This window comes from Paraburkholderia sp. J63 (genome assembly GCF_905220245.1).
Lineage (GTDB): Bacteria > Pseudomonadota > Gammaproteobacteria > Burkholderiales > Burkholderiaceae > Paraburkholderia.
Genome location: NZ_CAJMZF010000042.1, coordinates 1 through 22,639, shown reverse-complemented (window position 1 = coordinate 22,639; position 22,639 = coordinate 1). Strand labels below are relative to the sequence as shown.

At 64.6% G+C, this 22,639-nt stretch carries 19 protein-coding genes and 6 pseudogenes; 10 read left to right on the top strand and 15 right to left on the bottom strand.

Features of this window, described 5'->3' with window-relative positions; all coding sequences use genetic code 11:
• Positions 1-4 precede the first annotated feature (4 nt).
• Positions 5-709: a (2Fe-2S)-binding protein gene (locus U5775_RS31190; RefSeq protein ID WP_322061978.1), complete on the bottom strand. Its 705-nt coding sequence runs from the start codon at positions 707-709 to the stop codon at positions 5-7.
• A gap of 382 nt (positions 710-1,091) precedes the next feature.
• Positions 1,092-2,045, bottom strand: coding sequence for a LysR family transcriptional regulator (locus U5775_RS31185; protein ID WP_322061977.1), 954 nt, complete (start codon positions 2,043-2,045; stop codon positions 1,092-1,094).
• Positions 2,046-2,136: 91 nt separating this feature from the next.
• Between U5775_RS31185 and U5775_RS31180 the strand changes: the two genes are divergently transcribed.
• Complete coding sequence (locus U5775_RS31180; protein WP_322061976.1) at positions 2,137-3,213, top strand: zinc-binding dehydrogenase; 1,077 nt, start codon at positions 2,137-2,139, stop codon at positions 3,211-3,213.
• A 129-nt stretch (positions 3,214-3,342) separates the two neighbouring features.
• Here the strand turns inward: U5775_RS31180 and U5775_RS31175 are convergent, their stop codons facing one another.
• Positions 3,343-4,635, bottom strand: a complete 1,293-nt coding sequence (locus U5775_RS31175; protein WP_322061975.1) for an aspartate carbamoyltransferase — start codon at positions 4,633-4,635, stop codon at positions 3,343-3,345.
• A 299-nt stretch (positions 4,636-4,934) separates the two neighbouring features.
• On the opposite strand from U5775_RS31175, the gene U5775_RS31170 reads away from it, so the two are divergent.
• From U5775_RS31170 to dapA, 4 genes and pseudogenes are all read left to right on the top strand, one after another.
• Complete coding sequence (locus U5775_RS31170) at positions 4,935-5,975, top strand: M23 family metallopeptidase (protein ID WP_322061974.1); 1,041 nt, start codon at positions 4,935-4,937, stop codon at positions 5,973-5,975.
• Complete coding sequence (locus tag U5775_RS31165) at positions 5,968-6,330, top strand: hypothetical protein (RefSeq protein WP_322061973.1); 363 nt, start codon at positions 5,968-5,970, stop codon at positions 6,328-6,330. The genes U5775_RS31170 and U5775_RS31165 overlap by 8 nt, the downstream gene beginning before the upstream one ends.
• 67 nt (positions 6,331-6,397) lie before the next feature.
• Positions 6,398-6,826, top strand: coding sequence for a polymer-forming cytoskeletal protein (locus tag U5775_RS31160; RefSeq protein ID WP_322061972.1), 429 nt, complete (start codon positions 6,398-6,400; stop codon positions 6,824-6,826).
• Between the two features lie 354 nt (positions 6,827-7,180).
• Positions 7,181-8,035, top strand: a pseudogene (gene dapA / locus U5775_RS31155) (4-hydroxy-tetrahydrodipicolinate synthase).
• 204 nt (positions 8,036-8,239) lie between these two features.
• On the opposite strand, the pseudogene U5775_RS31150 reads toward dapA, so the two are convergent.
• From U5775_RS31150 to U5775_RS39575, 7 genes and pseudogenes are all read right to left on the bottom strand, one after another.
• Positions 8,240-8,449, bottom strand: a pseudogene (locus U5775_RS31150) (DUF2866 domain-containing protein); the annotation flags it as partial.
• A gap of 261 nt (positions 8,450-8,710) precedes the next feature.
• A complete protein-coding gene (locus U5775_RS31145) occupies positions 8,711-8,908 on the bottom strand; it encodes a DUF3562 domain-containing protein (protein WP_322061971.1) in 198 nt (65 codons plus the stop codon).
• A gap of 230 nt (positions 8,909-9,138) precedes the next feature.
• Positions 9,139-10,200 (bottom strand): alkene reductase, encoded by a 1,062-nt coding sequence (locus U5775_RS31140; RefSeq protein ID WP_322061970.1) that lies wholly within the window; start codon positions 10,198-10,200, stop codon positions 9,139-9,141.
• An 89-nt stretch (positions 10,201-10,289) separates the two neighbouring features.
• The gene (locus U5775_RS31135) at positions 10,290-10,613 is read right to left on the bottom strand and encodes a metalloregulator ArsR/SmtB family transcription factor (RefSeq protein ID WP_322061969.1); all 324 of its coding nucleotides are present in this window, start codon (positions 10,611-10,613) and stop codon (positions 10,290-10,292) included.
• 153 nt (positions 10,614-10,766) lie between these two features.
• Positions 10,767-11,096: a hypothetical protein gene (locus U5775_RS31130; RefSeq protein ID WP_322061968.1), complete on the bottom strand. Its 330-nt coding sequence runs from the start codon at positions 11,094-11,096 to the stop codon at positions 10,767-10,769.
• 7 nt (positions 11,097-11,103) lie between these two features.
• Positions 11,104-12,177 carry a hypothetical protein gene (locus U5775_RS39580; RefSeq protein WP_415913693.1) on the bottom strand — a complete coding sequence of 358 codons (1,074 nt, stop codon included), beginning with the start codon at positions 12,175-12,177 and terminating at the stop codon, positions 11,104-11,106.
• A gap of 3 nt (positions 12,178-12,180) precedes the next feature.
• Positions 12,181-12,519: a hypothetical protein gene (locus tag U5775_RS39575; protein WP_415913692.1), complete on the bottom strand. Its 339-nt coding sequence runs from the start codon at positions 12,517-12,519 to the stop codon at positions 12,181-12,183.
• On the opposite strand from U5775_RS39575, the gene U5775_RS39570 reads away from it, so the two are divergent.
• From U5775_RS39570 to glmS, 5 genes and pseudogenes are all read left to right on the top strand, one after another.
• Complete coding sequence (locus tag U5775_RS39570) at positions 12,512-13,108, top strand: hypothetical protein (RefSeq protein WP_415913691.1); 597 nt, start codon at positions 12,512-12,514, stop codon at positions 13,106-13,108. The genes U5775_RS39575 and U5775_RS39570 overlap by 8 nt on opposite strands.
• A 36-nt stretch (positions 13,109-13,144) precedes the next feature.
• A pseudogene (gene pgaB, locus U5775_RS31120) lies at positions 13,145-14,578 on the top strand (poly-beta-1,6-N-acetyl-D-glucosamine N-deacetylase PgaB); the annotation flags it as partial.
• Positions 14,579-14,682: 104 nt separating this feature from the next.
• Positions 14,683-15,720, top strand: a pseudogene (locus U5775_RS31115) (glycosyltransferase); the annotation flags it as partial.
• A 330-nt stretch (positions 15,721-16,050) separates the two neighbouring features.
• Positions 16,051-17,375, top strand: a pseudogene (locus U5775_RS31110) (hypothetical protein).
• An 11-nt stretch (positions 17,376-17,386) separates the two neighbouring features.
• Positions 17,387-19,068, top strand: a pseudogene (gene glmS / locus U5775_RS31100) (glutamine--fructose-6-phosphate transaminase (isomerizing)).
• 61 nt (positions 19,069-19,129) lie between these two features.
• Here the strand turns inward: glmS and U5775_RS31095 are convergent.
• From U5775_RS31095 to U5775_RS31075, 5 genes are all read right to left on the bottom strand, one after another.
• Positions 19,130-19,468, bottom strand: coding sequence for an H-NS histone family protein (locus tag U5775_RS31095; protein WP_322061964.1), 339 nt, complete (start codon positions 19,466-19,468; stop codon positions 19,130-19,132).
• Positions 19,469-19,591: 123 nt separating this feature from the next.
• Positions 19,592-19,846, bottom strand: a complete 255-nt coding sequence (locus tag U5775_RS31090) for a hypothetical protein (protein WP_322061963.1) — start codon at positions 19,844-19,846, stop codon at positions 19,592-19,594.
• A gap of 53 nt (positions 19,847-19,899) precedes the next feature.
• Positions 19,900-20,181, bottom strand: a complete 282-nt coding sequence (locus U5775_RS31085; RefSeq protein ID WP_322061962.1) for a hypothetical protein — start codon at positions 20,179-20,181, stop codon at positions 19,900-19,902.
• 263 nt (positions 20,182-20,444) lie between these two features.
• Positions 20,445-21,218, bottom strand: a complete 774-nt coding sequence (locus tag U5775_RS31080) for a hypothetical protein (protein WP_322061961.1) — start codon at positions 21,216-21,218, stop codon at positions 20,445-20,447.
• 4 nt (positions 21,219-21,222) lie between these two features.
• Positions 21,223-22,032 (bottom strand): hypothetical protein, encoded by an 810-nt coding sequence (locus U5775_RS31075; protein WP_322061960.1) that lies wholly within the window; start codon positions 22,030-22,032, stop codon positions 21,223-21,225.
• Between the last annotated feature and the right edge of the window lie 607 nt (positions 22,033-22,639).

Below are 22,639 nucleotides of genomic sequence, written 5' to 3'. Positions count from 1 at the left end.
GCTCTCAGGCGCTGGCCGCGTGCGCGTCGCGCACCGCGGCCACGATGTTGGCATAGGCGCCGCAGCGGCAGATGTTGCCGCTCATGCGCTCGCGAATCTCGGCGTCGCTCAGTTGCATGGGCCGCGTGCGCACGTCGGCGGTGACGGCGCTGGCCGCACCGGCGGCGAATTCCGTGAGGCACGCGGTCGCTGAGCAGACCTGGCCCGGTGTGCAGTAGCCGCACTGCAGCGCGTCGCGTTCGACGAAGGCGCGCTGCACGGCGCTCGGTGCGCCCGCGCTCGCGAGGCCTTCGACCGTGGTGATGCGCTGGCCTTCGTGCATTACGGCGAGCGTGAGGCAGCTATTGATGCGCCGGCCTTCCACGAGCACCGTGCAGGCGCCGCACTGGCCGCGGTCGCAGCCTTTCTTCGTGCCGGTGAGGCCGGCGTAATCGCGCAGCGCGTCGAGCAGCGTCACGCGCGGCTCGATATGGAGCACGTATTCGCGTCCGTTGATATCGAGCTTGACCGGCTGCGCGGGCGCCGGCGCGGGCGGTGGCGCGGCGGTCTCGGTGGAGGGAGGCGCGTTCTGCGCATGCAGATGCGGCACGGTGCCCAACGCGGCAGCGGCGGCGGCCGATTGCAGGAAGCGGCGGCGCGTGAGGTCGGCGGGCGCGGGGGGCGCGTCGTCGCATTCGCGCGACGCATCAAGGGGACGTTCGTTGGACATGGCGTTCGACAGACTCCAGGACGAAGGCAAGACGAAAGGCGCGGAACGTAAGGTGCGGAACGAAGCAGAAACGCAAGGCGCGGGGACGCGCACGATTGCGTGGCGCGGCTGTATGGATGCAGCAAATCCGATGCCGCGAACCCGGTCGGGCATGTGGCCCCGGCGGGCCCCGGCCGCCGCGATCAGAACTGCACGTTGCGCTTGTCGAACGCGAAAGTAAAGCGCCTGCGCGCGGGTTTTACGGCGCGAATTGCTTGCTGGCGCAACGCTGTCGCGCGGCTGGCATGAGGCCGTCGCGAAGCTGGCATCACGGACAGCATGAGCGGGACCGAGGCCCGTCACGCATTTGCCGATACGCTGGCGACGAAGATAAACAGGACCGCTAATCGATGACGTTACGCTCCACTTCGTCGCCCGACGCGAGCGCGGTCACTGTATCGCGCAGCCACGTGAGCGCCGGGTCCGCGTGGCTGCGCGGATGCCAGGCCGCATGCATCGAGAAGCCGCGCGCCTCGAACGGCAACTCGAACAGGTCCACGTGCGCCAGAGCGCGCGCGATGAGCCGGTAAGGCAGCGTCGCCACGTAGTCGGTATGCGCGAGCACAGCGGGCACGAGCGTGAAGTGCTGCACCGAAAGCGCCACGCGCCGGCGCCGCCCGAGCGCTTCCAGATGTTCGTCCATGAAGCCGAAGAAGCTGCCGCCGCTGGTGGAGACCAGCACGTGCTCGAGCGCGCAGTAACTGTCGAGGTCGAAGGCGGCGGTGCCGCGAGGGTGTCCTTTGCGCTGTGCCACGACGAAGCGTTCGTCGTAGAGCTTTCTCGCTTTCAACGTCGGCGGCACTTGCTGCGCGGAGCCGAGCAGCAGGTCGATCTCGCCGCGCTCGAAGCGTTGCGCGAGCGAGCCCGATTCGATGGCGACGAACGCGAGCTGCACGCCGGGCCCGGCGAGGCGCGCCCAATCGATCATCAGCGGCAGGCCGAGCACGGCCACGCACTGATCGCTCGCGGCGACGACGAAGCGCCGCGTGCCGGTGAGCGGATCGAACGCCGGCTGGCGGCGCACGACCGTTTCGAGCGTTTGCAGCGCCGCGTGCAGTGGCTCCATCAGTTCGAGCGCCCGCATCGTGCGCGTCATGCCGCGGCCATTGGCGGCGGGAATCAGCAGCGGGTCGCCGAACAACTGGCGCAGCCGCGCGAGCTGGGACGAAACGGCGGATTGCGTGAGATTCAGGCGCGCGGCGGCGCGCGTCACGTTCGATTCCGCGAGCAGGGCGTCGAGCGAGACGAGCAAGTTCAGGTCGATGCCGGAGAGATCGATCACGGTGATGGGTGCCATGCAGGGGATCGATTTCAAGAATACGTCGCCTTCGCCTACAGTTCAATCCGTCAGACGAACGAAACAAGCCAACGGATCAAGGAAGGAAGCCATGAAAGCCTGGATGCTCGATCGCCCCGGCCAGCCGCTCGCGCTACGCGAGGTGCCGCAACCCGAGCCGCGCCGCGGCGCGCTGCTGGTCGGCGTGGAGGCCGTGCCGCTGCTGAGCTACACGCGCCAGTACGTCGAGGGCAAGCTGCCCTACGGCTACCCGCCCGGACCGTTCTCGCCGGGCACCAACGGCATTGGCCGCGTGCTCGCGATCGGCGAGGGCGTCTACGGCTACCGCGCGGGACAGCGCGTCGCGCTGAGTCCCTACTGGGTCGCCGACGAGGCATTGCGCGAGCCCGCGCAGGCGCTGCTCGGGCTCACCGCGATCAGCCCCGACAGCGCGCCGATGCTCGCCGACTTCCCGCACGGCACCCTGCGCGAGGCGGTCGAGCTGCCGGCCTCGACGGTGTTCCCGCTCGACGGTCTCGACGACGCGCCGTCCGCGCAGCTCGCCGCGCTCGGCAAGCTCGTGGTGCCGTTCGGCGGCCTGCGGCGCGGCCGGCTTGCGGCGGGCGAGACCGTGGTGGTGAACGGCGCGGCCGGCGCGTTCGGCTCGGCCGCGGTGCTCGATGCGCTGGCGCTCGGGGCGAGCCGCGTGGTGGCAGTCGGGCGGCGCGCCGCGGCGCTGGCGCCGCTCGCGGAACTGGGCGGCGGACGCGTTGCGACCGTGACGCTCAGCGGCGACAGCGCGCGCGACAGCGAGGCGATCCGGGCCGCTGCGGGAGGGGGCGCCGATCTCGCCTTCGACATGGTCGGCCATGCGACCGATCCGAACGCGACGCTCGCCGCGCTGCGCAGCCTGCGCCGCAACGGCCGCATGGTGCTGATGGGCAGCATGGAGGTGGACCTGCCCATTGCCTATCGGGAGATGCTGATCAACAACTGGGAGCTGATGGGCCACTTCATGTACAGCGGCGCAGACTATCGGGCGCTGATCGCGCTCGTGCGCGCGGGACAGTTGTCGCTCGATGCGATAAAAACCGAGCGCTATCCGTTCGTTGCGTTGGAGGCGGCGATCGACGCGGCCGAGCGGGCGCAGGGGCTCTCGTGCGTGACGGTTTGCTTGGGGGCTGCGTGAACTGAGGTGCGCAAAACCGCTGAAAAACGAATTGGCCCGCAAGCACGATGAAGCTTGCGGGCCGTTCAGGCGATGAGCACAGCGGCGCGCGCACACTTGCACATTTGAGCTGCGCGCCGCTCGCGGACTTTAGTCGATGCCGTGGAACACGGCGTCATCCGGGCCGAGGTAAGCAGGCGGACGCCACACGGCATCGCGCATCGAATGCTGCACGAGATTTTCCACGCCGAGCAGCACCGCGAAGATCGCCATGCGCACCGGAATGCCGTTGTCGGTCTGGCGGAAGATCGCGAGGCGCGGATCGTGGTTCAGGTCGGTCGAGAGATCGTTCGCGCCCGGGCGGCTGTCGCGCGGCAGCGGGTGCATCACGAGCGTCTCGGGGCTGCAGCATTCGTCCATCAGCGCCTGATTGATCTGGAACTCGGGCGTGTAGCCCTCGAACGACTCGTCGGCGAAGCGCTCTTTCTGGATGCGCGTGGCGTACACCACGTCCGCGCCGAGCAGGCCTTCGCGCAGGTCGTGCGTCTGCTCGACCACGTGGCCGTTGGTCGAGATCTTGTCGACGATGTAGGCCGGCATTTCTAGCTGCGGCGGCGAGATCAGCGTGAACTTGATGCCGCGATAGAGCGCGAGCAGCTTCACGAGCGAGTGCACCGTGCGGCCGTACTTGAGGTCGCCCACGAGCGCGATGTGCGCGCCGTCGACGATCTTGCCGAGGCGCGAGAACTCGCGCTGGATCGTGTAGAGGTCGAGCAGCGCCTGGCTCGGGTGCTCGCCGGGGCCGTCGCCGCCGTTGATCACGGGGATGTTCACGGCGCGCGCGAATTCTGCCACCGAGCCTTGTTCAGGATGCCGAATCACCATCGCATCGACATAGCCGGCCATCACGCGGCTCGTGTCGTAGATCGATTCGCCCTTGGCCATCGACGAGAACGTGAAGCCTGTGGTGTCGCACACCGATCCGCCGAGGCGGCAGAACGCGGCGCCGAAGCTCACGCGCGTGCGCGTGCTGGCCTCGAAGAACAGATTGCCGAGCACCGCGCCTTCGAGCACGCGCGAGATTTTCCGGCGGCGCGCGATGGGCTGCATGATGTCGGCCACGCGGAACAGGGCTTCCACAGCGTCGCGCGAGAACTGCTCGACCGAAAGCAGTTGCGGCTTGCCTTCGAATTGCATCTGACTGGCCAGCGAGCGCGGATCTACGCTTTGCGTATAGCTTTCGCGCGGCTCGCCGCCGCCCACGATCTCCGAGACGAAGCGCTCGACGATCTCGGGCATGGCGCGCGATTCCTGCGACTCCTCGGGCAGCAGCCAGGTGTCGAGCGCCCGGCGCGACACGCCGATGCGGCTCGCGAAGGCGTCGCGGGTCATGTTCAGACGCCGCATGGCGTCGCGAAGGAAGGCTTGTTGCGGAACGCTCATGCTGGGCACCTGTGATGGCTGGTTGATGTACGCGGTGCGTATATTAGTGCGGCGGCGCGAGAAGTCAAGGGCTTTTGCATCGCCCGCACCTCCCGCCGCCCGCGACGCGCGCGCCGGGCCGCCTTGGCGAGCCCCTTTTTATCGGGATGGGCATTTTTGAGGCGCCGGGATAATCGCGGTTTTGATTCTGGACGGACCGGCGCGCGCCGGCCGCGGCAGCCCGAGATGTACGCATTGCTTTGCACCCTGGTGTCGTGCGCTTCGCGCATGCGCGCGAAACGGCGCCGCCGGAGCCGGCCATGAAGATGCCGTGGTCGAGCTCGGTCGACGAGCTATCGAGCGGCGAGACCCGCTTTGTCACGCACCGCGCCGCGCGCCGCACGGCGATGGCGGCCGCGTGCCTGGCGGCGGCGCTCGCGTTCGCGGGCGGCATCGTCATCGGCCGCTATAGCGGCATCGCGCTGGCGCCCTCGGGAGCCGGCCAGGACGGCGCGCAGACGCACCACTATGTGGTGGGCGAGATCGGCCGCATGAATGCCTCGCTTGCGCTGCTCGACCCGCGCATCGAGCGTCTGGCCGCGCAGCTTGCCGAGCTGCGCCAGTTCGATCAGCGCTTGCGCGCGCAACCTCCGCGGGCAGCGGCAGCGGCTCCGGCTACGCCCGCCACGCGCTCCGGCGATGGTGACGATGATGGCGGCGAGGGCGGTCCCGCCCTCGCGCCGCGGCACTGTGTCGAGGCGTCAGCCGCGCACGCGAACGCGCACGCCATCAGCGGCGAAGTCGACTGCATGGCCGCCACGCTCACCGCGCTCGAGCAGGCCGTGGCGCAGCACGAGGCGGCGTGGGATGCGTTTCCGGGCCGCAGGCCCACCGTGGCGGGCCGGCCCGGCTCGCCGTTCGGCAACCGCGTCGATCCGTTCACGAGGCGCCTGAGCTTTCATCCGGGGCTCGATATCGTCGCGTCCACGGGCACGCCGATTCTCGCCGCCGCGGGCGGCCGCGTCATCTTCGCGGGGCAGAAGGCGGGCTATGGCAACGCGGTGGAAATCGATCACGGCAACGGCTTCGTGACGCGTTACGGACACGCTTCGAAGATCGACGTGCAGGTCGGGCAGATCGTGCTGCCGCGTGAGCCTGTCGCCGAAGTCGGCTCGACCGGGCGCTCGACCGGCCCGCATCTGCACTTCGAGGTGATCGTGCAAGGCGTGCAGGTCAATCCCGAGGATTATCTCGAGCTGTTCAGCGCGTATCGCGGCGCAGGCGGTGCCGAAACCGAGGCTGGAAACGGAGCGGGAAGCGCGCCTGGAAGCGGCAACGGCGCCGGAGGCCGCCATGGCTGACGCGCGGCGTTCCGCGCGCATGCGCAGCGACGCTCAGCGCGCGTTCGAGCTGAAGCCGGTGCGCTCGCGCGCGTGGCGCTGGGGTGTGGCGCTCGCATGGACCGCGGCGGCATCCGCGGCCGGCGCGGGGCTCGCCGCGTGGGTGCTGCATGCCGGCGACGCCGGACGCTGCCCGGTCGTCGCACCCGACTTGCTGCAAACGCGGCTCTCCAACACCGAGCTCGCGCTGGAGCAGGAGCGCGCGGCGCGCTCGGCTGTGCAGAAGGCGGCGGAAGCGGCGCAGGCCGAGACCGCGAAGCTGCAGGCCGAGCTGCTGTTCCTGCGCGGCCACGGCGCGCGCTCGAGCGCGCGTTGAGCCGCGCGCGTGCTTCGATCCGACATCGGCAAGACAACCCCAGACCCAACGCACAACGGTGGCACCCATGTTCAAAAGGAAGAAACCCCAGCCGGGCATCGCCCAGACCAAGCTCGCGACCTTGATCGCCGAGGACGTCCACATCACGGGCAACCTCGAATTCGCCGACGGACTGCGGCTCGACGGCCAGGTCAACGGCAACGTCAGCAGCAAGGCCGGCGCGCAGACGCTGCTCGTGCTCAGCGATCGCAGCGCCGTGCAGGGCAACGTGCACGGCTACGACATCGTGGTCAACGGGCGCATCGTCGGCGACGTGATCGCCGATCATTTCGTCGAGCTGCAGGCCAACGCGCACGTGGTCGGCAACATCTACTACCAGCAATTGCAGATGGATTGCGGCGCGAGCGTGGACGGCAAGCTCACGAAACGCGATCCCGGCGAAGCGCCGAACCTGCTGCTCGATACGTCCGTCGTGGACGTCGAGGTGCGCAGCTGATTCTCGACGCTGCGCGCGCAGGCTCGCCGTTTTCGCGCGTGCTTTCCTGAGTTTTCCCGCGTTTTCCCGGGTTTTCCGTTACACTGCACGGCATGTCACGTCAGCCGAGTCCCTTCGCCACGCCATTCGCCGTCGCCGCTTCGCGCGCGATGTCGACGTGCGCGCAGGCCTCGTGCGCAGGCGTGAAAGCCAAAGCCAAAAAACAGCCGCTCATCTGACCGGAGCATGCTGTTCCGTCGGATGTGCGATGGAACGGCCTGCCGGCGGCGCCCCGCCTCTTACTCCCTCCTGGCTTGCCCGACTCCCGCGTACGGATCGACGGACCTTTCATACGGTCGCGTTCAAGGGAAAGTCATGTCTTCGTTTTCGGGTATCTGGATTCCGCTCGTCACGCCGTTCAATCGCGGCGCCGTCGATCACGAGGCGCTCGACGCGCTCGTGCGCCACTACGCGCAGGCGGGCGTAGCGGGCTTCGTCGCGCTCGGTACGACCGGCGAGCCGGCCGCGCTCGACGCTCGCGAGCAGGACGCCGTGCTCGCCACCGTCCTCGCGAGCGCGGACGGCCTGCCGGTGGTCGCGGGCGTGAGCGGCAATCACACGCAGTCGGTATGCGAGCGGATCGCCACGCTCAACGAAACGCCCGTTGCGGGCGTGCTCGCGGCGGCGCCGTACTACATTCGCCCGTCGTAGGCGGGTGTGATCGGCCACTTCGCGGCGCTCGCCGACGCGAGCCGCAAGCCCGTGATCCTCTACGACATTCCCGCGCGCACCGGCGTGCAGCTCGAATTGCCGACCTTGCTCGAACTGGCGGGCCACGCGCGCATTGTCGCGGTGAAGGATTGCGGCGGCTCGCTCGCGAAGACGCTCGCGCTGATTCTCGACGGCCGCCTGGAGGTGCTCTGTGGCGAGGACATCGAAATGTTCGGCGCGCTGTGTGCGGGCGCGAGCGGCGCGATTGCGGCATCGGCGCATCTGCTGCCGGAGCGATTCGTGGCGATGGAGCGCGCGTTGCGCGAGGGGCGTCTCGCCGATGCGCGTGCGCTCTGGCACGCGCTCGTGCCGCTCGTGCGCGCTGCGTTCGCGGAGCCGAATCCGGCGCCCGTGAAGGCGGCGCTCGCGCAGCGTGGGCTCATTCGCAACGAGCTGCGCGCGCCGATGACCTGCGCGAGCGCGGCACTGGAAGAGACGTTGGGAAGAATGGTCGCGTGAAATCGCGGGGGGAGGTCGGGCGAAGAAAATCGCCGGGCGGGTTGCCGGCGCGTCCTCGTCGTCCAGGCCGGTCCTGGAATATGGGACGCGCCGGACTCCTTAGCTCGCGGCGCCCGCGTTCGCGGTGCTGCGTGCAGTGCTGCGCGCACGGCGCCGCGTGCGGGGGCGCTCGGCGTCCACGGCTTCGCCGTTGAGCAGAATGCGGCGGCCGGGCACGTGCTCCGCCACGAGCCGCGCAATCTCGAGCGCCGAGCTTTCGGCGGGCACGACCTGGCGGCGCGCGCCGTCGTCGAGCAGCGTGGTCCACTCGACGAGCCGATAAGCGCGGCCCCAGGGATTCTGGAGCGGCATGGAGACACGGCACGACGCAACACGTGTAATCGAGCCGTCGCGCAGCAGGGACTGCAAGTGCATCAGCACATCGTCGTCTTCAACCATGACCTCGCTCCTCCTCGGCTAACCGCGCAAAAAAACGCCGCCGATGTTCCGGCGGCTCAACAGGGGTGAGCATATATTTGCAGCCAAGAATTAAACCAGACTTAAGAGGGGCGCCCGCTTTGCGCGGGCGGCGCAGGGGGCGTGTACGCATGGCCGTCATGGGCGCGCGCAGGCCTCCCGCGCGAGCGACGGTTCGCGCGGGAGGCTGAAATGAATCGGTGAGAGCGCGGCGCGCGATCAGCGCCGCTTTGCGCTGTTTTGTCGCAGGGTCGCGCGGACCTTGCGCGCGGCGAAGAGCGGGACGTAGTCGAGGATGCGCGCCTCGGCGCGATAGTTGTCGATGGCGTCGGCGTAGATGCGGGCGACCGTTTCCTCGGGCGTATTGGTCTCTTCGGCAATGCTGTGAACAATTTGCTCGGCGGCGACTTGGGGCATGTCGGGTTTCTCCAGTCAGCGAGTGGGCAGGGCAGGCGGAGTTGCCATTCAAGGACAAACTCGCGCGCGCCGCCAATTGAATCGGTCTATCGGGCGTGAGACGGTGGAGAACGGCAGCGTCAAGAAACGCGCTGCGCAAATGTGAAACGTCCCCGGCCGGGACATGGCGCCCTGGCCGGGGACGAGTGAGTGACGCTGTGCGCGATGCGCGTGACGTGCACGCGCGTGGCTTACGCCACGCTTTCGAGCGACGGGTAGTCCGTGTAGCCCGTTTCGCCGCGCGCGTAATAGGTCGACGGATTCGGCGCATTGAGCGGCGCATTCAGTTCGAAGCGGCGCGGCAGGTCCGGATTCGCGATGAACAGTTGGCCCCAGGCGACGGCGTCGGCTTCGCCATCCGCGAGCACGCGTTGCGCCGACTCGAGCGTGAACTTCTCGTTCGCAATGTAAGGGCCGCCGAATTCGGCCTTCAATTGCGGACCGAAACGGTTTTCGCCGAGCGACTCGCGTGCGAAGAGGAACGCGATCTTGCGCTTGCCGAGCTCGCGCGCGACGTAGCCGAAGGTGGTGGCGGGGTTCGAATCGCCCATGGTGTGCGCGTCGCCGCGCGGAGCGATATGTACACCTACGCGATTCGGCCCCCAGACGTCGATGCACGCATCGGTAATTTCTAGCAGCAGGCGTGCACGATTTTCAATCGAACCGCCATAGGCGTCGGTGCGCTGGTTCGTGCTGTCCTGCAGGAACTGGTCGAGCAGATAGCCGTTCGCGCCGTGAACCTCGACACCGTCGAAGCCCGCGGCTTTCGCGTTGATCGCGCCCTGGCGGAACGCGGCAATGACACCGGCGATCTCGTCGGTGGCGAGCGCGCGCGGCGTGACATAGGCGCGTTGCGGACGCACGTGGCTCACGTGGCCTTGTGCCGCGATGGCGCTAGGCGCGACGGGCAGATCGCCGTCGAGAAAGATCGGGTCCGAGATGCGGCCCACGTGCCATAGCTGCAGGAAGATGCGGCCGCCCGCAGCGTGCACGGCCTCGGTCACGGCCTTCCAGCCCTCGACCTGCGTTTGCGACCAGATGCCCGGCGTTTCCGCGTAGCCCACGCCTTGCGGCGTAACCGACGTCGCCTCGCTGATGATGAGGCCCGCCGATGCGCGCTCCGCATAGTACTTCGCCATCAGCGCGTTGGGCACGCGCGCCTCGCCCGCGCGCTGACGCGTGAGCGGCGCCATGATGATGCGGTTCGGCAGCGTGAGGTCGCCGATCTGAATGGGGTCGAAAAGCGTTGCCATAGGTTTTCCTTGTTGCGGGCGCGGCCCGCGGCCTTGAAGCAATACGGAAAAAGAAACCGGGGTTCGACGGTTTCCGACGATGCTTGCGGTCACAACTGCTTGTTCACGTAGGCGAGAAACGCCTCGATAACGGGCTCGTTGCGCTTGAAGAACACCCATTGGCCCACGCGTTTGGACGTGACGAGTCCCGCCTTCTGCAGCGCGGCCAGATGCGCCGAGACCGTGGACTGCGAGAGCGCACAGTGCGCGTCGATCCGGCCCGCACAAACGCCGTGCTCGAGCGGGAGCTCCTGATCGGCGAAATGCGCCTGCGGCTCGCGCAGGCACGCAAGGATCTCGCGCCGTACGGGATTGGCCAGCGCCTTGTAGATCGCGTCGAAGTCCAGCGTTGGGGTCGGTTGGGATTTCTTCATCGGGTTTGCATCGTGACTTGGCGAATCATATATCGCATTTTAACGATATGGGCGATGACACTGTTTTCAATAGGGGAGTGTGCGACTCGTTATCAAAAGACGCGCAAAAAAAAGCGCGCGATACGCGCGCTTCGGGTTCAGGGAAAGTCGCTTTCAGTGGCGGTACAGATCCGCGAGGAGTTGGGGCGATGCCGGGCGCACGGTCGCCCTTCTTGCCAGGGTCGTCATGCCCGTATGCCGATAGGGGTGCCACTTGTCATGCGGCGTTCTCACATGGTCGGCCACTTTCAGGCGTTCGCCATGATCGTGGTAGCCGGGCCGCGCAAACGTCCCCTTCGTTTCGCTGGCGCTCGCCTGAGCGAGCAGCGAAGGACCATCAGGCCGTGCTTTGCGTTGACGCAAACAAAAAATGGTCGAGAGCAAGCGTTTGTACGCGTCGCCACGGCGGCGCCCACTCAGTGCATGCGCGCCGGCGGCGGTCATGCTGTTGTCAGCCTATGGAATGCTCGAAAGCAGGAATGGTTTCGCGCAGGAAACCAACACTGAAAAGCCCGTAGTTTTCATGGTCGCGCTCGCCGACGCCGCCGCGAACAGCGATCCTGTTGCACACCCCGTGATGACCGATGTTTCGGGTAGCACGGTTTACGCGGTCACGGCGTCGACGGACGTGCCGCAAAACACCGTGAGCGATGCTGCTGGTGTTCCGGTGTCCTCTCTTTCGAGCGATATGCCACCCACGCTGGTCGAGACGGTTGCTCAGGCGCCAGCGACGTCTGCATCGCTGCCTGCGATGCCACCTTCTAGACCCGCTGCGGCGCCAACGGCCGAGCCAACGATGGCACCCGTGCCGGTACAGCAAGCGCAACAGACTCAACCAGCGCAGCCAGGCAGCCCTACGCAACCCGCGGACCCAAACGCACCCGTTACACCGCAAATGCAGTTGCCCACCACGGGCAACGGTCCTGAACCCGGTGAAGACTTGCGCCATCAGATCTTTGGTCTTGCAACGAGCGGCGGTGCGAATCGCGCGCTCGAAGAAGCCAAAAAGCGCCCCGATATGTTCCCGCCAGTCGACCTCGCGGAGATCGAGGAACTGGCGATCCGGCAAGAAGTGCGCGGCGGCCGTTCCAAGGTTCGCGCGATGAGCAGCCCGGACCGCTTCGATTCGCTCGATGCAGCCATTCGTCATGCCGCAGATTTCGACAAGCGCATGCCGAATACACCGGACTACGCGCAAGTGCGCGCATCGCTTGCCGGCGACCGTACCGTTGCGTACACGGCGCGCGGGCGGATGGAAGACGCCGTCGCCGTGTTCGAAACCATTCCGCAAAATACCGAGGTGTCGGCCAAAGCGCTCGCGGCAGTGGGCGACGCCTATTCGTATTTGCAGCAGCCGGCCAAGTCGGAGAAGGTTTATCAACGCGCCATCGACGAAACGCGCGCGGCGCCCAGCGACGCCGCAACGCTCGGATACCAGTACGGTTCGCACACGCGTCTGATCGATCTGCGCGAAGGCCTGTTCTATGCGCTCACCGATCAGAACAAATATACGCAGGCCCATCATGTGCTAGAGGGCATCCATAGTGCGTTGCCGCCCGCCAATGAGGTTCATCCATGGGATGCCGCGAACGACGACTATCTGCGCTACTACCGTTTGCTCGCGCAATACCAGATCTACATCGGTCAGACGAGCACGGGCATGGCGGGATTGAAGCGGCTTGAAGAGCAGGTGCCGTTCAGCGCCGAAGTGCGCGACGCGCAAGCCGACGCGACACTCGGCATGGGCAAGACGCGGCAGGCGCGCGACATGTACGTGGCGACCTTGACCGATCACCCCGATAACCTCGAGGCGCTTTCGGGTCTCGGGCGTGCGTCGCTGGCGCTCGAAGACGATCCGAATGCGCACCGGATCAACACCGCATTCGACGATACGTTTCCGGAGAACAGTTCCGTGCGCAGCTTCGAGCGCGACTACAAGGCGTATCTCGCGCCGGTGCTCACGGTCGACGTCAACGGCGAGCATGGCGCATCGGCATTGGCCGACAACGAGTTCAGCATCGACACGACGCTGTATTCGCCATATTACGTTGAGCGGGACGCAACGCGTCTTCACCACGGCGAATCAGGCGGTGAACATCTCGCTGAATCTGGATACCGGCAGCAACACGATAACCAACGCGGCGTACTACGCGCCTTCGCGCGATTACACCGCGGAAGTGGTCGCCATGCATCAATGGTCGATCTGGCGCAGCGGAGAAAAGTCTTTGGTGCAGCGTTTCTATTTGACCGCGGGCGCCTATAACGAGCGCGGTTTTGGTACGAGTTCGGGGCTCGCATCGAACATAACTGGACGTTCAGTCACGACGTCACGCTCAAGTATGGCTTTGGTGTGCTCAGCCACGCGTACGACGGATCGCGCGAATTTTCAGAGCTCGCTTACGCCACGCTCACGGTTCCCTTCTGACCTTGAATCCGAGAGGAGGCGGGCGATGTAATCTCGTCGAAGTTTTATTTGCAGCTGTCTGGGTGCGATGGCGGGCTGTACGCTGTTTCCATCGCTTGCGCCCGCGAAGCTGATCGACATCCTCCCGCCGGCCGACCCGGCCGATGGCAAGACTTTTCGCGTGCTCTGCTGTCATGACGTGCGCGATAACCTGCGAGCTGAATTCAATACGAACAACGTGATCGATCCGTATGCGATCGATACCGGGACGCTCACGTCGATTTTTTCGTGGCTGGATACCAACCACTACAACCCGGTCCCGTTCAGTGCCATCCTCGCGTCGCGCAATGGTGGCAAGCTGCTGCCGCCGCGTGCCGTGCTGCTGACCTTCGACGACGGCTTCATGAGCCATCATTCGAAGGTGCTGCCGCTGCTCAAGCAATTCAAGTATCCCGCTGTCATGGGGATCGTGACCGTATGGGTCGATACGCCGGCGGGGCAGCGCATTCGCCTTTCCGATTCGCTCGTCGTGCCGCGCGATACGTTCATGTCGTGTAACGAGGTGCGCGACGTGGCCGCCTCGGGTCTCGTGGAGCTCGGGTGCCATACTCACGACCTGCATCACGGCGCCGTCGCCAATCCACAAGGCAACGAATTGCCCGCGGCCACTTCGCATCTGTACCTGAAAGACCAGCAACGCTACGAGACCGATGCCGAATTCGAGTCGCGCGTGCACAACGACCTGGCCAGTTGCATGCGTCAGGTGAAGCAGCAGACCGGCGTTTCGATTCGCTCGATGGTGTGGCCTTACGGGGCGCAGAATCTGACCGTGCGGAATGTCTCGTCGCGCCTTGGCATGCCCACGCAGTTCACGCTCGAGTCCGGACCGAATACGCCCGACATTCCGCTCGATCGGCTGCGCCGCATTCTGGCGACCTATGACATCGACGTCGGCGATTTCGAGCGCTCGATGCGCGAGCCCGCGCAAAATCGCGGCCAGATCAATCCGGTCGAGCGGGCCGTCGTGGTGTCGCTCGACGACGTCTACGATCCTTCGCCCGACGTGCAGGAAAAGAAACTCGGCGTGCTGATCGAACGGATGTATCGATTGAAGCCGAGCTCGGTTTATCTGCAGGCGTTCTCCGACCCTTCGCGCTCCGGCGTCGCGCGGGCGCTGTATTTCCCGAACCGCCATTCGCCGATGCGTTCCGATCTGTTCTGCCGTGCGGCGTGGCAACTGAATACGCGCGCGAACGTGGAAGTCTACGCGTGGATGCCAGCGCTCGCCTTCGCGGTGCCGGAGCAGCTCAACGGGCGCGTGGAGTTCGTCACGGGCGCCGCGGGCAGCACCTTGCCACCCGGTGTATCGGGCGTGCAGCGGCTCAGTCCTTTCGATCCGGCCGCGCGCGCTTATGTGCGCGAGCTCTATGAGGACCTCGGCAAATACTCCGCGTTTAACGGTGTGTTGTTTGGCGAGGACGCGACGCTCAGCGATTTCGAGGACGACGGGCAGCACGCTTTGCCGGATGCGGTCGCGTTGCGCGACGTGATGTCGACGCGTCAGCGTCTCGATCCCGCATCGATCACCGCGCTGCTCAAGGGCGCCCAAGCTGGAGGAGTGCGGTAATGATGCATATTGTGATCAACCGGCTGCAGGACTTTATTTTCTTCTACCCGTTCTTCATGTCGTATCTCTGGATGATCGAGGGGACGGTCCATTTCCTCGCGCTGGAGCATGGACGGTCGCGCTCGCCGAGCGCATTGAGAATGTCGGGGATGCCGAAGGTGGCGGTCGTGGTGCCCTGCTTCAACGAAGAGATGAATGCGCGGCGCGTGTTTCATCACCTTGCAACACTTAAGTATCCTGATTATGAAATTATCGCGGTCAACGACGGCAGCCGAGATCGCACCGGCGAGGTCCTGAACCAGCTCGCCACCGAAATTCCACACCTGACCGTGATTCATCATTCGAAGAACGAGGGCAAGGCGATTGGCTTGACCACGGCCGCCGCGCTCACGAATGCGCCCTACCTCATGTGCATCGACGGCGATTCGCTGCTCGGGCGCATGCAGGTGGGCGAATTTTCGTCGATCGTCGGACTGATCAAGCGCACGCAACAGGTCTACGGGCGCATCTTCACGGTCTCCGGCGTGATCACGATGTTTCGCAAGAGTGCGCTCGCCGATGTCGGCTACCGGAGCTCCGACATGCTGACCGAGGACATCGACATTAGCTGGAAGCTCCAGTGCAACGACTGGCGTGTCGCCTACGAGCCGCATGCGCTGAGCTGGATCCTGATGCCCGAGACGATCAAGGGCCTCTACAGGCAGCGTCTGCGCTGGGCCAAGGGCGGAATCCAGGTGCTGTTCAAATACGCTGGCAGGCTGCTGTTCGGGCCGCGCCTGGTGATGTGGCCGCTTTTCGTCGAGTACGCGCTCGGCATCGCGTGGGCCTATTCGATGGCGTTCATTCTGCTGCTCGCGCTGCTCAACGCGGTCTACAAGTTGCCACCGGACTGGCACGTCTCGTTGCTGCCGCATTGGCACGGCATGCTGCTGGTGGCGACCTGCGTGCTGCAGATCATCGTCGGTTGCGTGATCGGCGCCATCGCCTCGGTCTTGACGATGTGGATGATACTCGCGCGCGTGGCCCACCCGTTTGCTTCGAAGTCGCGTACGCAGCGCCTGCTGCGCCGGAATGCGGGGCTGACGGTCGAGCCGGGTCCCTTCGCGGGCGCCGTGTCTCGCGAACTCAATGCCGTGGCGCGGGTGTTCGTGGCCTCGCATGACGCCAATGGGCTGATCGCGGCGCTGCGGGTGCTGTCCGTCACGGGACCGGCAAGCAGCGGCGGCGCGGGCGAGCCCAAGGTCACGGCCGGTGCCTACGGCAGCGGCAAGCAGATGATGTATTCGTCTCCGGTCGCGTCATCGCGCCCGACGACGCGGCATTGAGTCGACAGGCCGACGCCATACTCGGGCCAAGCGGACGCCGACATGAATCGCACAATCGCGCATGCTGGGCGCCGCTGCCGATCCGGCTGGCTGCTGGCGCTGGGCCTTTTCCTCTCGGCCGCCGCGTATCCGCCTTCCGGCGATGACGTCGGTGCAGAGGTGGTCAACGCCCATCAAGCGCCGCCAGCGGCCGTTGTGGCGGTGCCCGCGCCCGGTCTCGGCGACGAGCGGCGCTTCATGCACGGCATCGGCTGGGCGAGCGCCGGCGACGACAAGAGGTGGGTCTTCTTCAGCAGCTCGGGTCTGCCGCCGCGCGGCGCGAATCGCGACGGCAGTTGGCCGCATGACGTTTATGTCGGCGCATGGTCGCCCACGCAGCAGCGCCTGTCCGACGTGCACATTTTCATCACGCGGCCGGAAGCGCAGGAGCCCGTCTCCATTGCGCAGAATACGGTGGGCAATATCTTCGTCACCTTCGAAGACGGTTGGAATACACCGAACGAAGTGAGCCAGCGCTATGGCGTCTATCGTTCGAATCTCTCGCCCATCAAGCCCTATCCGAACGATGTTTTATCGGGCGGCCATTCCGGTCACGTGGCCGCGGTCGGCGACCACTTCGTCGTGTTCTATTCGGAAGGCTGGGTCGATGGCGGCGGCGTCGGCAACCTGGGCAGCGGAAAAGGCGTCTATGTGAAGGTCTATGACGGCTCGGGCAAGCTGCTTCGGCACGCGGATGTGGCGGCGCACGACCGGCAGTGGTGGCCCATGGTGGCGGGTTCGTCGACGAAGGCGCTGCTCGTCTGGCAGAAGTACATCCCGGCCAGCTCGTCGCGCAACTGGAATTCGCCGTGTACGATCCGGAGAGCGGCCAGCGCGAGCGGCCCGATGATGGCGTCGATGTTGGACGCGTGCAGTACTACACCTATGCGGCCGCCTGGGTGCCGGCCGTGAACCGCTTCGTGATCGAGGCGACGCTGGAAAACGAGCGCACTTCGATCTATGAGGTCGACGAAGCGGGGCACGTCACCGCGAAACTCGAATGTCTGCCGGCCTCCGTGCGCGAGTCGAGCATCGCCGTGGATGACAACGTCGCGTACGCGTCCACGCGCGACGGCCGCTTGATGGCGCTGGCGCTGACCGGCGACTCGATCGACCTGCGCGGCTTGATGCGCGCGCCGTTCGCGTGGGGCAACACGGGGGCGATCGGCATTCCTTATGGTCCGGGTGCCATTCATTTCGTTTCGCTTTCGCCGGTGGGTTTGCGCGAGGCGAACTTCAACGTGCGCAACGAGGTGCCGCCTTCCGCATCGGATCGCTGTGGCGTCGCAGGCGCACAAAAGCAGGCGAACGTATCGGCGAACGATTAAAGGAGTCGATCATGTGCGGAATCGTAGCGGGCGTGTCCCAGCGCAACATCGTGCCTTCGTTGCTGGAAGGATTAAAGCGGCTCGAGTACCGGGGGTATGACTCCTGTGGCGTTGCGGTGCTCCAGCGCGGCGAAGCGCGCCGGGTTCGCACGCTTTCGCGCGTGTGCACGCTGGAGGCTGATGCGCGCGCGGTCGACCTCGATGGCGCGACCGGCATCGCGCATACGCGCTGGGCGACGCATGGCATGCCCGTAATCGACAATGCGCATCCGATCTTTTCCGGCGAGCAGATCGCCGTCGTGCACAACGGCATCATCGAGAATCACGAGCAGTTGCGCCAGTCGCTGCGCGAGAAAGGTTATGAGTTCACCAGTCAGACCGATACCGAAGTGATCGCGCACCTGGTTCGCCGCTCGTCGTGGGTCTTGGCGCTGAAGGCGTTTTTCTTGCCTCGGATACGTTCGCGCTTGCCGGTAGCGCTGAGCGATTCGTTTATCTCGACGAAGGCGATCTCGTCAATATCGAAGGCAAAGACGTCAAGATCATCGACAAGGACGGGCAGCCCGTCACGTGCCGCGAGATTGCCTTCGTGCGCCATGCGTCCGATGCGGAGCTGGGTGCTTATCGCCACTTCATGCAGAAGGAAATCTTCGAGCAACCGGTTGCCGTTGCGCGCACGGTCGCTGACGGCGAATCGCAGCAAGCGGCCATGCCGCGGCCCGAAGAACTGGCCGACGTGACGAACGTGCTGATGCTCGGCTGCGGCACGAGCCATTACGCGGCATTGACGGCTTGCGGCTGGTTCGAGCGCTTTGCCAACGTGGCCGCGCGCGCGGAGATATCCAGCGAATATCGCTATCGCGACTATGTTGCGCCGGGCAATACGCTGGTCGTCGCGGTTTCGCAATCGGGCGAGACGGCCGATACGCTTGCCGCGCTGCGCTATACGCAGTCGATGGGCGAGCGGCGCACCCTCGCGATCTGCAATGTGGCGGCGAGCGCGATGGTCAGGCTGTGCCGCTGGGCGTTCATCACGCAGGCCGGTCCCGAGGTGGGCGTGGCGTCGACCAAGGCCTTCACGACGCAGCTCGTTGCGCTCTTTCTGCTCGCGATCCAGATGGGCAGGCAGCGCGGGCACGTGAGCGAGCGCGAAGCGGCAAGCTACATGCGCCAGCTTGCTGTGCTACCGGACGCGATGCGCAATGTGCTGGCATGCGAGCCCGAAATCATGGCGTGGGCCGAAGCGCTTTATCAATCCGATCACGCGCTGTTCCTCGGGCGCGGCACGCATTATCCGATTGCACTGGAAGGCGCGCTCAAGCTCAAGGAGATTTCCTATATCCACGCGGAAGGGTATCCCGCCGGCGAATTGAAGCACGGGCCGCTCGCGCTCGTGACCGATGCGATGCCCGTGATCGTGACGGCGCCCAACGATACGCTGCTGCACAAGCTGAAATCGAATATGGAGGAAGTGCGCGCGCGAGGCGGACGCCTTTTCGTGCTCGCCGATTCGGACACGGGCTTGACGGTGGAATCCGGCCTGCGCCTGATACACATGCCGGCCTGGTTCGGAGCGCTTTCGCCGGTGCTTCACGTGGTGGCGCTGCAATTGCTCGCGTATCACGTGGCGTGCTTGCGCGGAACCGATATCGACAAGCCTCGTAATCTTGCCAAGTCGGTTACGGTGGAATAGGGGTGGGGGTTGTAAGTGGCGGCAGAATTAATAGTTAATAACGCCCGTAACGATAATGCCGTCAAGCGGCGGGGCGCTCGGTTCTTACAGTTGCCAAACGGCTGCCGGCGAAGGGGTCCTGCCGCCAGTCGACACTCGCGTGTTTGGCAGGCTGCTGCTCGGGCGTTTCGCCAATTGCAAAATGCTCGAGCGATTGTCCTGCGCTCGTCGCCTGGATGACCCATTGCGGAGCATCGCCTTTACCGTCCCACGTATTGCCGCTGGCGTCGCGGTATCGTGCCGCTCGCGTTTTCTCGTGGTCTGCTGCAATTGACGCGGCGATATCGTCCGGCTCGATTCCAAATTCAGCCATCCTGCGGCGCAGGTAGGCCACTATGCTGTCGCGTTTTCTTTCGTCCATCTAGTTATGCATTCGGTAGGAATGCAACCCGTAAGCAGATAAGTTCAAGTTGCATTTCGCCAGAATAGCACAGCTCGAATGGGCGTTATTGATAGCCGCGGATAAATACCCATGCCCAGCCGGTTATCCCGTGGCAAGCTGATGCTCGCGGATGGCTTGATGTTGCGCGGCCCGTTCCTCCGCATGCTTCGCGGCAACGTGATGTCCGACGATGCAGCCGCCGACTGCACCCACGACTGCGTGGTGGCCCGCGTAGTGTCCGGCGACACCGCCCACGACTGCGCCTTTCAGGCAGCCGGCCGCATTTGCTGTTCCGGCTGCCGCCAGGCTTAATGTGACGGCGGCAGCGAATATCCCGATTCGGCGATTAATGTTCATGACTGGCATCTGCGTGATAGTTGAGCGTATCGGAGTTGAGCATCGGTACTGATTCAATGGTCCCAGCGGTCATGGTCGTGCCATTCGCGCCGTTGGTGCTCGCGCCGCTCATGCTCTCGCCATTCGCGTTCCCGCCATTCACGCGCACGCCAGTCATCGTCTCCGCGCCACGCGACTGTGACTGGCGCAGGCGGCGCGACATATACTGGTTGAGCTGGGGCGCAGGCTACGCCGGGAACATCAACTCCCAAGGCAACATCCACGTGAGCGCTTGCCGCGGTGGACGCCGCCAGTGCCGCTACGCCCACTATCATTCCGAGAATCGTTTTGTTCATTTCCGCTACTCCTTCGCATACTGCGTGCGTTCATGGTGCGTACGGTTCGGAGTGTAGGCGGCAAGTTCGGACACAGGTGCAACGGCGATGCGAGATTGGTAACGGCGCGTTATTTAGGAACTATGCGTGGTGAGGGGGGATTAGCGGTCGATGCTGTCGGCCGTTTGCCATTGGGATTCAAATGGGAGGGCTAGGGCAGCTGTATTAGTTTAGCCTCGAGCGAATCGGTGATTTAGACAGGATTGCAGAAGTTAGGCGACGCGTCATGTTGGCCAGCGTCTTCGAGTCCGGATGCGTTGGCCCGGCAGAACAGGGATGGGAAAAGTCGCTAGCAGGAAAGCGGTTGCGTGTGCCTGCTTTGACAGGTGGCACGCCACTATCTGATAACAATTCAGGCCCGATATCGACCGTATGGAATATGCGAAGTCTGTCATGTCGCGCAGGCATGGCGGTTCCTTGTCCGAGGCGATGACACCAAGTATGACGGCTTCAGGTTCAATGCGACTTGTGCCCTGGAAATAACCCAGTGTGCGGGCGGCACAACCGGAGATGGTGTCGGGGTCAGTGGCATGCATGGAGGTGGCAACCATCAGCACGTCGCGGGAAATGATTTCCCGCGCGTCGCTCCACCCGAAGTGAGCGATGTGATTTGCGAGTGCGACCGTGAGTATCGCGGTTGCCATGGCTACGACGGCTGTGGACATCGTGTCGTGGGAGCAGGCCAGGATAGCGCCGCATCCATGCAAACCAATGGGAACGGCCGCGTCGACGAGCACCGTGACGCAGCCCGTCCGCAGTTCCGCACCCGACTGACATTCGGCCGAACTATTCGCAAGCCGGATACTCAATCCATCCGTCTCCGGCGGCCAGGGCGTCGTCGATCTTAGCCATTGGACGCGTCCGTCGAAAGATGGCAGCACATCAAGGGGCGCGCTCCACAAGCCGTGCGGATCGATGAGCACGGCCGGAAATGGATGGCGTGGCTGCGCGCCGCCAGTCGGGCTTGAAAGTGTTTCGTCAGACAAGCGTGGCTTCATCGTTCTACTCTGCGCCTCGTCCGGATAGTGCATGAAAGTCCGATGGCGACATCCACGAAGCGAGGTAAGCGGCGAGTTCTCCGATGAGCGACGTCGAATTGAGGCCACTGGGCGAGCCTGGAAACGGCGTAACCACGAGCACGCTATGACGGTCGTCCGCATAGCGGTCTACGTAGACATACAGTCGGCGTTGTGCGGCCTCGCGCCCAATGACGACCGCTTTCTCCTCGCAACCTTCGAACCCGAATGCGTGTACGAAATCGCCACGACTTCCCACGCCGGTTGCGAGGATGACCTTGGGTTGACGTTCGGCCCGAAGCCGACGCATGAAGGCGAAACGGCCACCTTCGCGGCAAAGTGTGCGGTATGTTTCCTTGTCAACAAGCGCGGGCTGGAGCCCGTGGGCCTTCGTCCACTGGTCACTGCTGACGCGGGGAGAAGAAAGGGGGAAGAGATTGAGCTTGAAGTCCCAGCCGTGGCGCGTGTACAGGAATTCGTCTCTATACGCACGCCAATCCGGGCTCTTCGAGGTTAATCCGGCTTTAGCCAACACGGCTCGCTGAGTGCCGACGACTATTTTGGCTGCATTTCGCCAGTACGGCCACTTTCGATATTCTGCTGCGTATGAGCTGCGCTTCTCGGCGTTCCACTCTCCAGGCTGGTTTTCCGGCTCGATGTTGCACAACTCCTCGGCATCGGAGCCATGCTCAATTCCGCAAATCCACAGCTTTGCCTCCGGATTGCCGCCATCCATTCCGCAGAAAGACGCGAAGTAGCGTGAAAGTTCCGAGTTGCTAAAGGTCTTTGTTTTCATATTTCTTCTTTTGCGTTGTTCAGTTGGTATTGATCAGGTGGCTTCTGTCGAGTGGTGTTCCCGGACTCTGTCGATGGCGTGCTGGCGTGGGCCTCATGATACGGGGCGGTTGGGACAAGTGATGTCCCGATCGCCCTGCCAATAGACAGGGTGCAATCGTGAATGTCTGAGCCCCACGTTTTTCAGTTGCTGGGCAATCGGGGCATCAAGCCGACTATCTCGTGAGCCGGCTGCGCAAACTGGCGGAGCGGCCGGCAACAAGTCGAAAGTCACACGGGGCGCTTCCGGGACGAATACCCGGGCGAACATGGACTTGCCTCCATGCGCCACGCCAGGAGCTTGATTGAATGGTGGGGAATCGAGCGCCTTGTCTGCCCAAGTGGTCCAGCAACTCGCCTGGCTACCTGGCGCCAGGGTGCATGAAGCAAGCCTTTAACCTCGGACGCCGGCTGCGGTCTGGACTAGCTCCGGGGGGCGGGCAACAAGCACAAAAATATGGCCCGAAAAAATTTTCGCAAAGATGCTTGACGGCTTCGGGAATGACCCGCATAATTCGCCTCCTTCGCTGATCGCTGCGAACGAAAACGAAGCGATTAAGACGAATTGC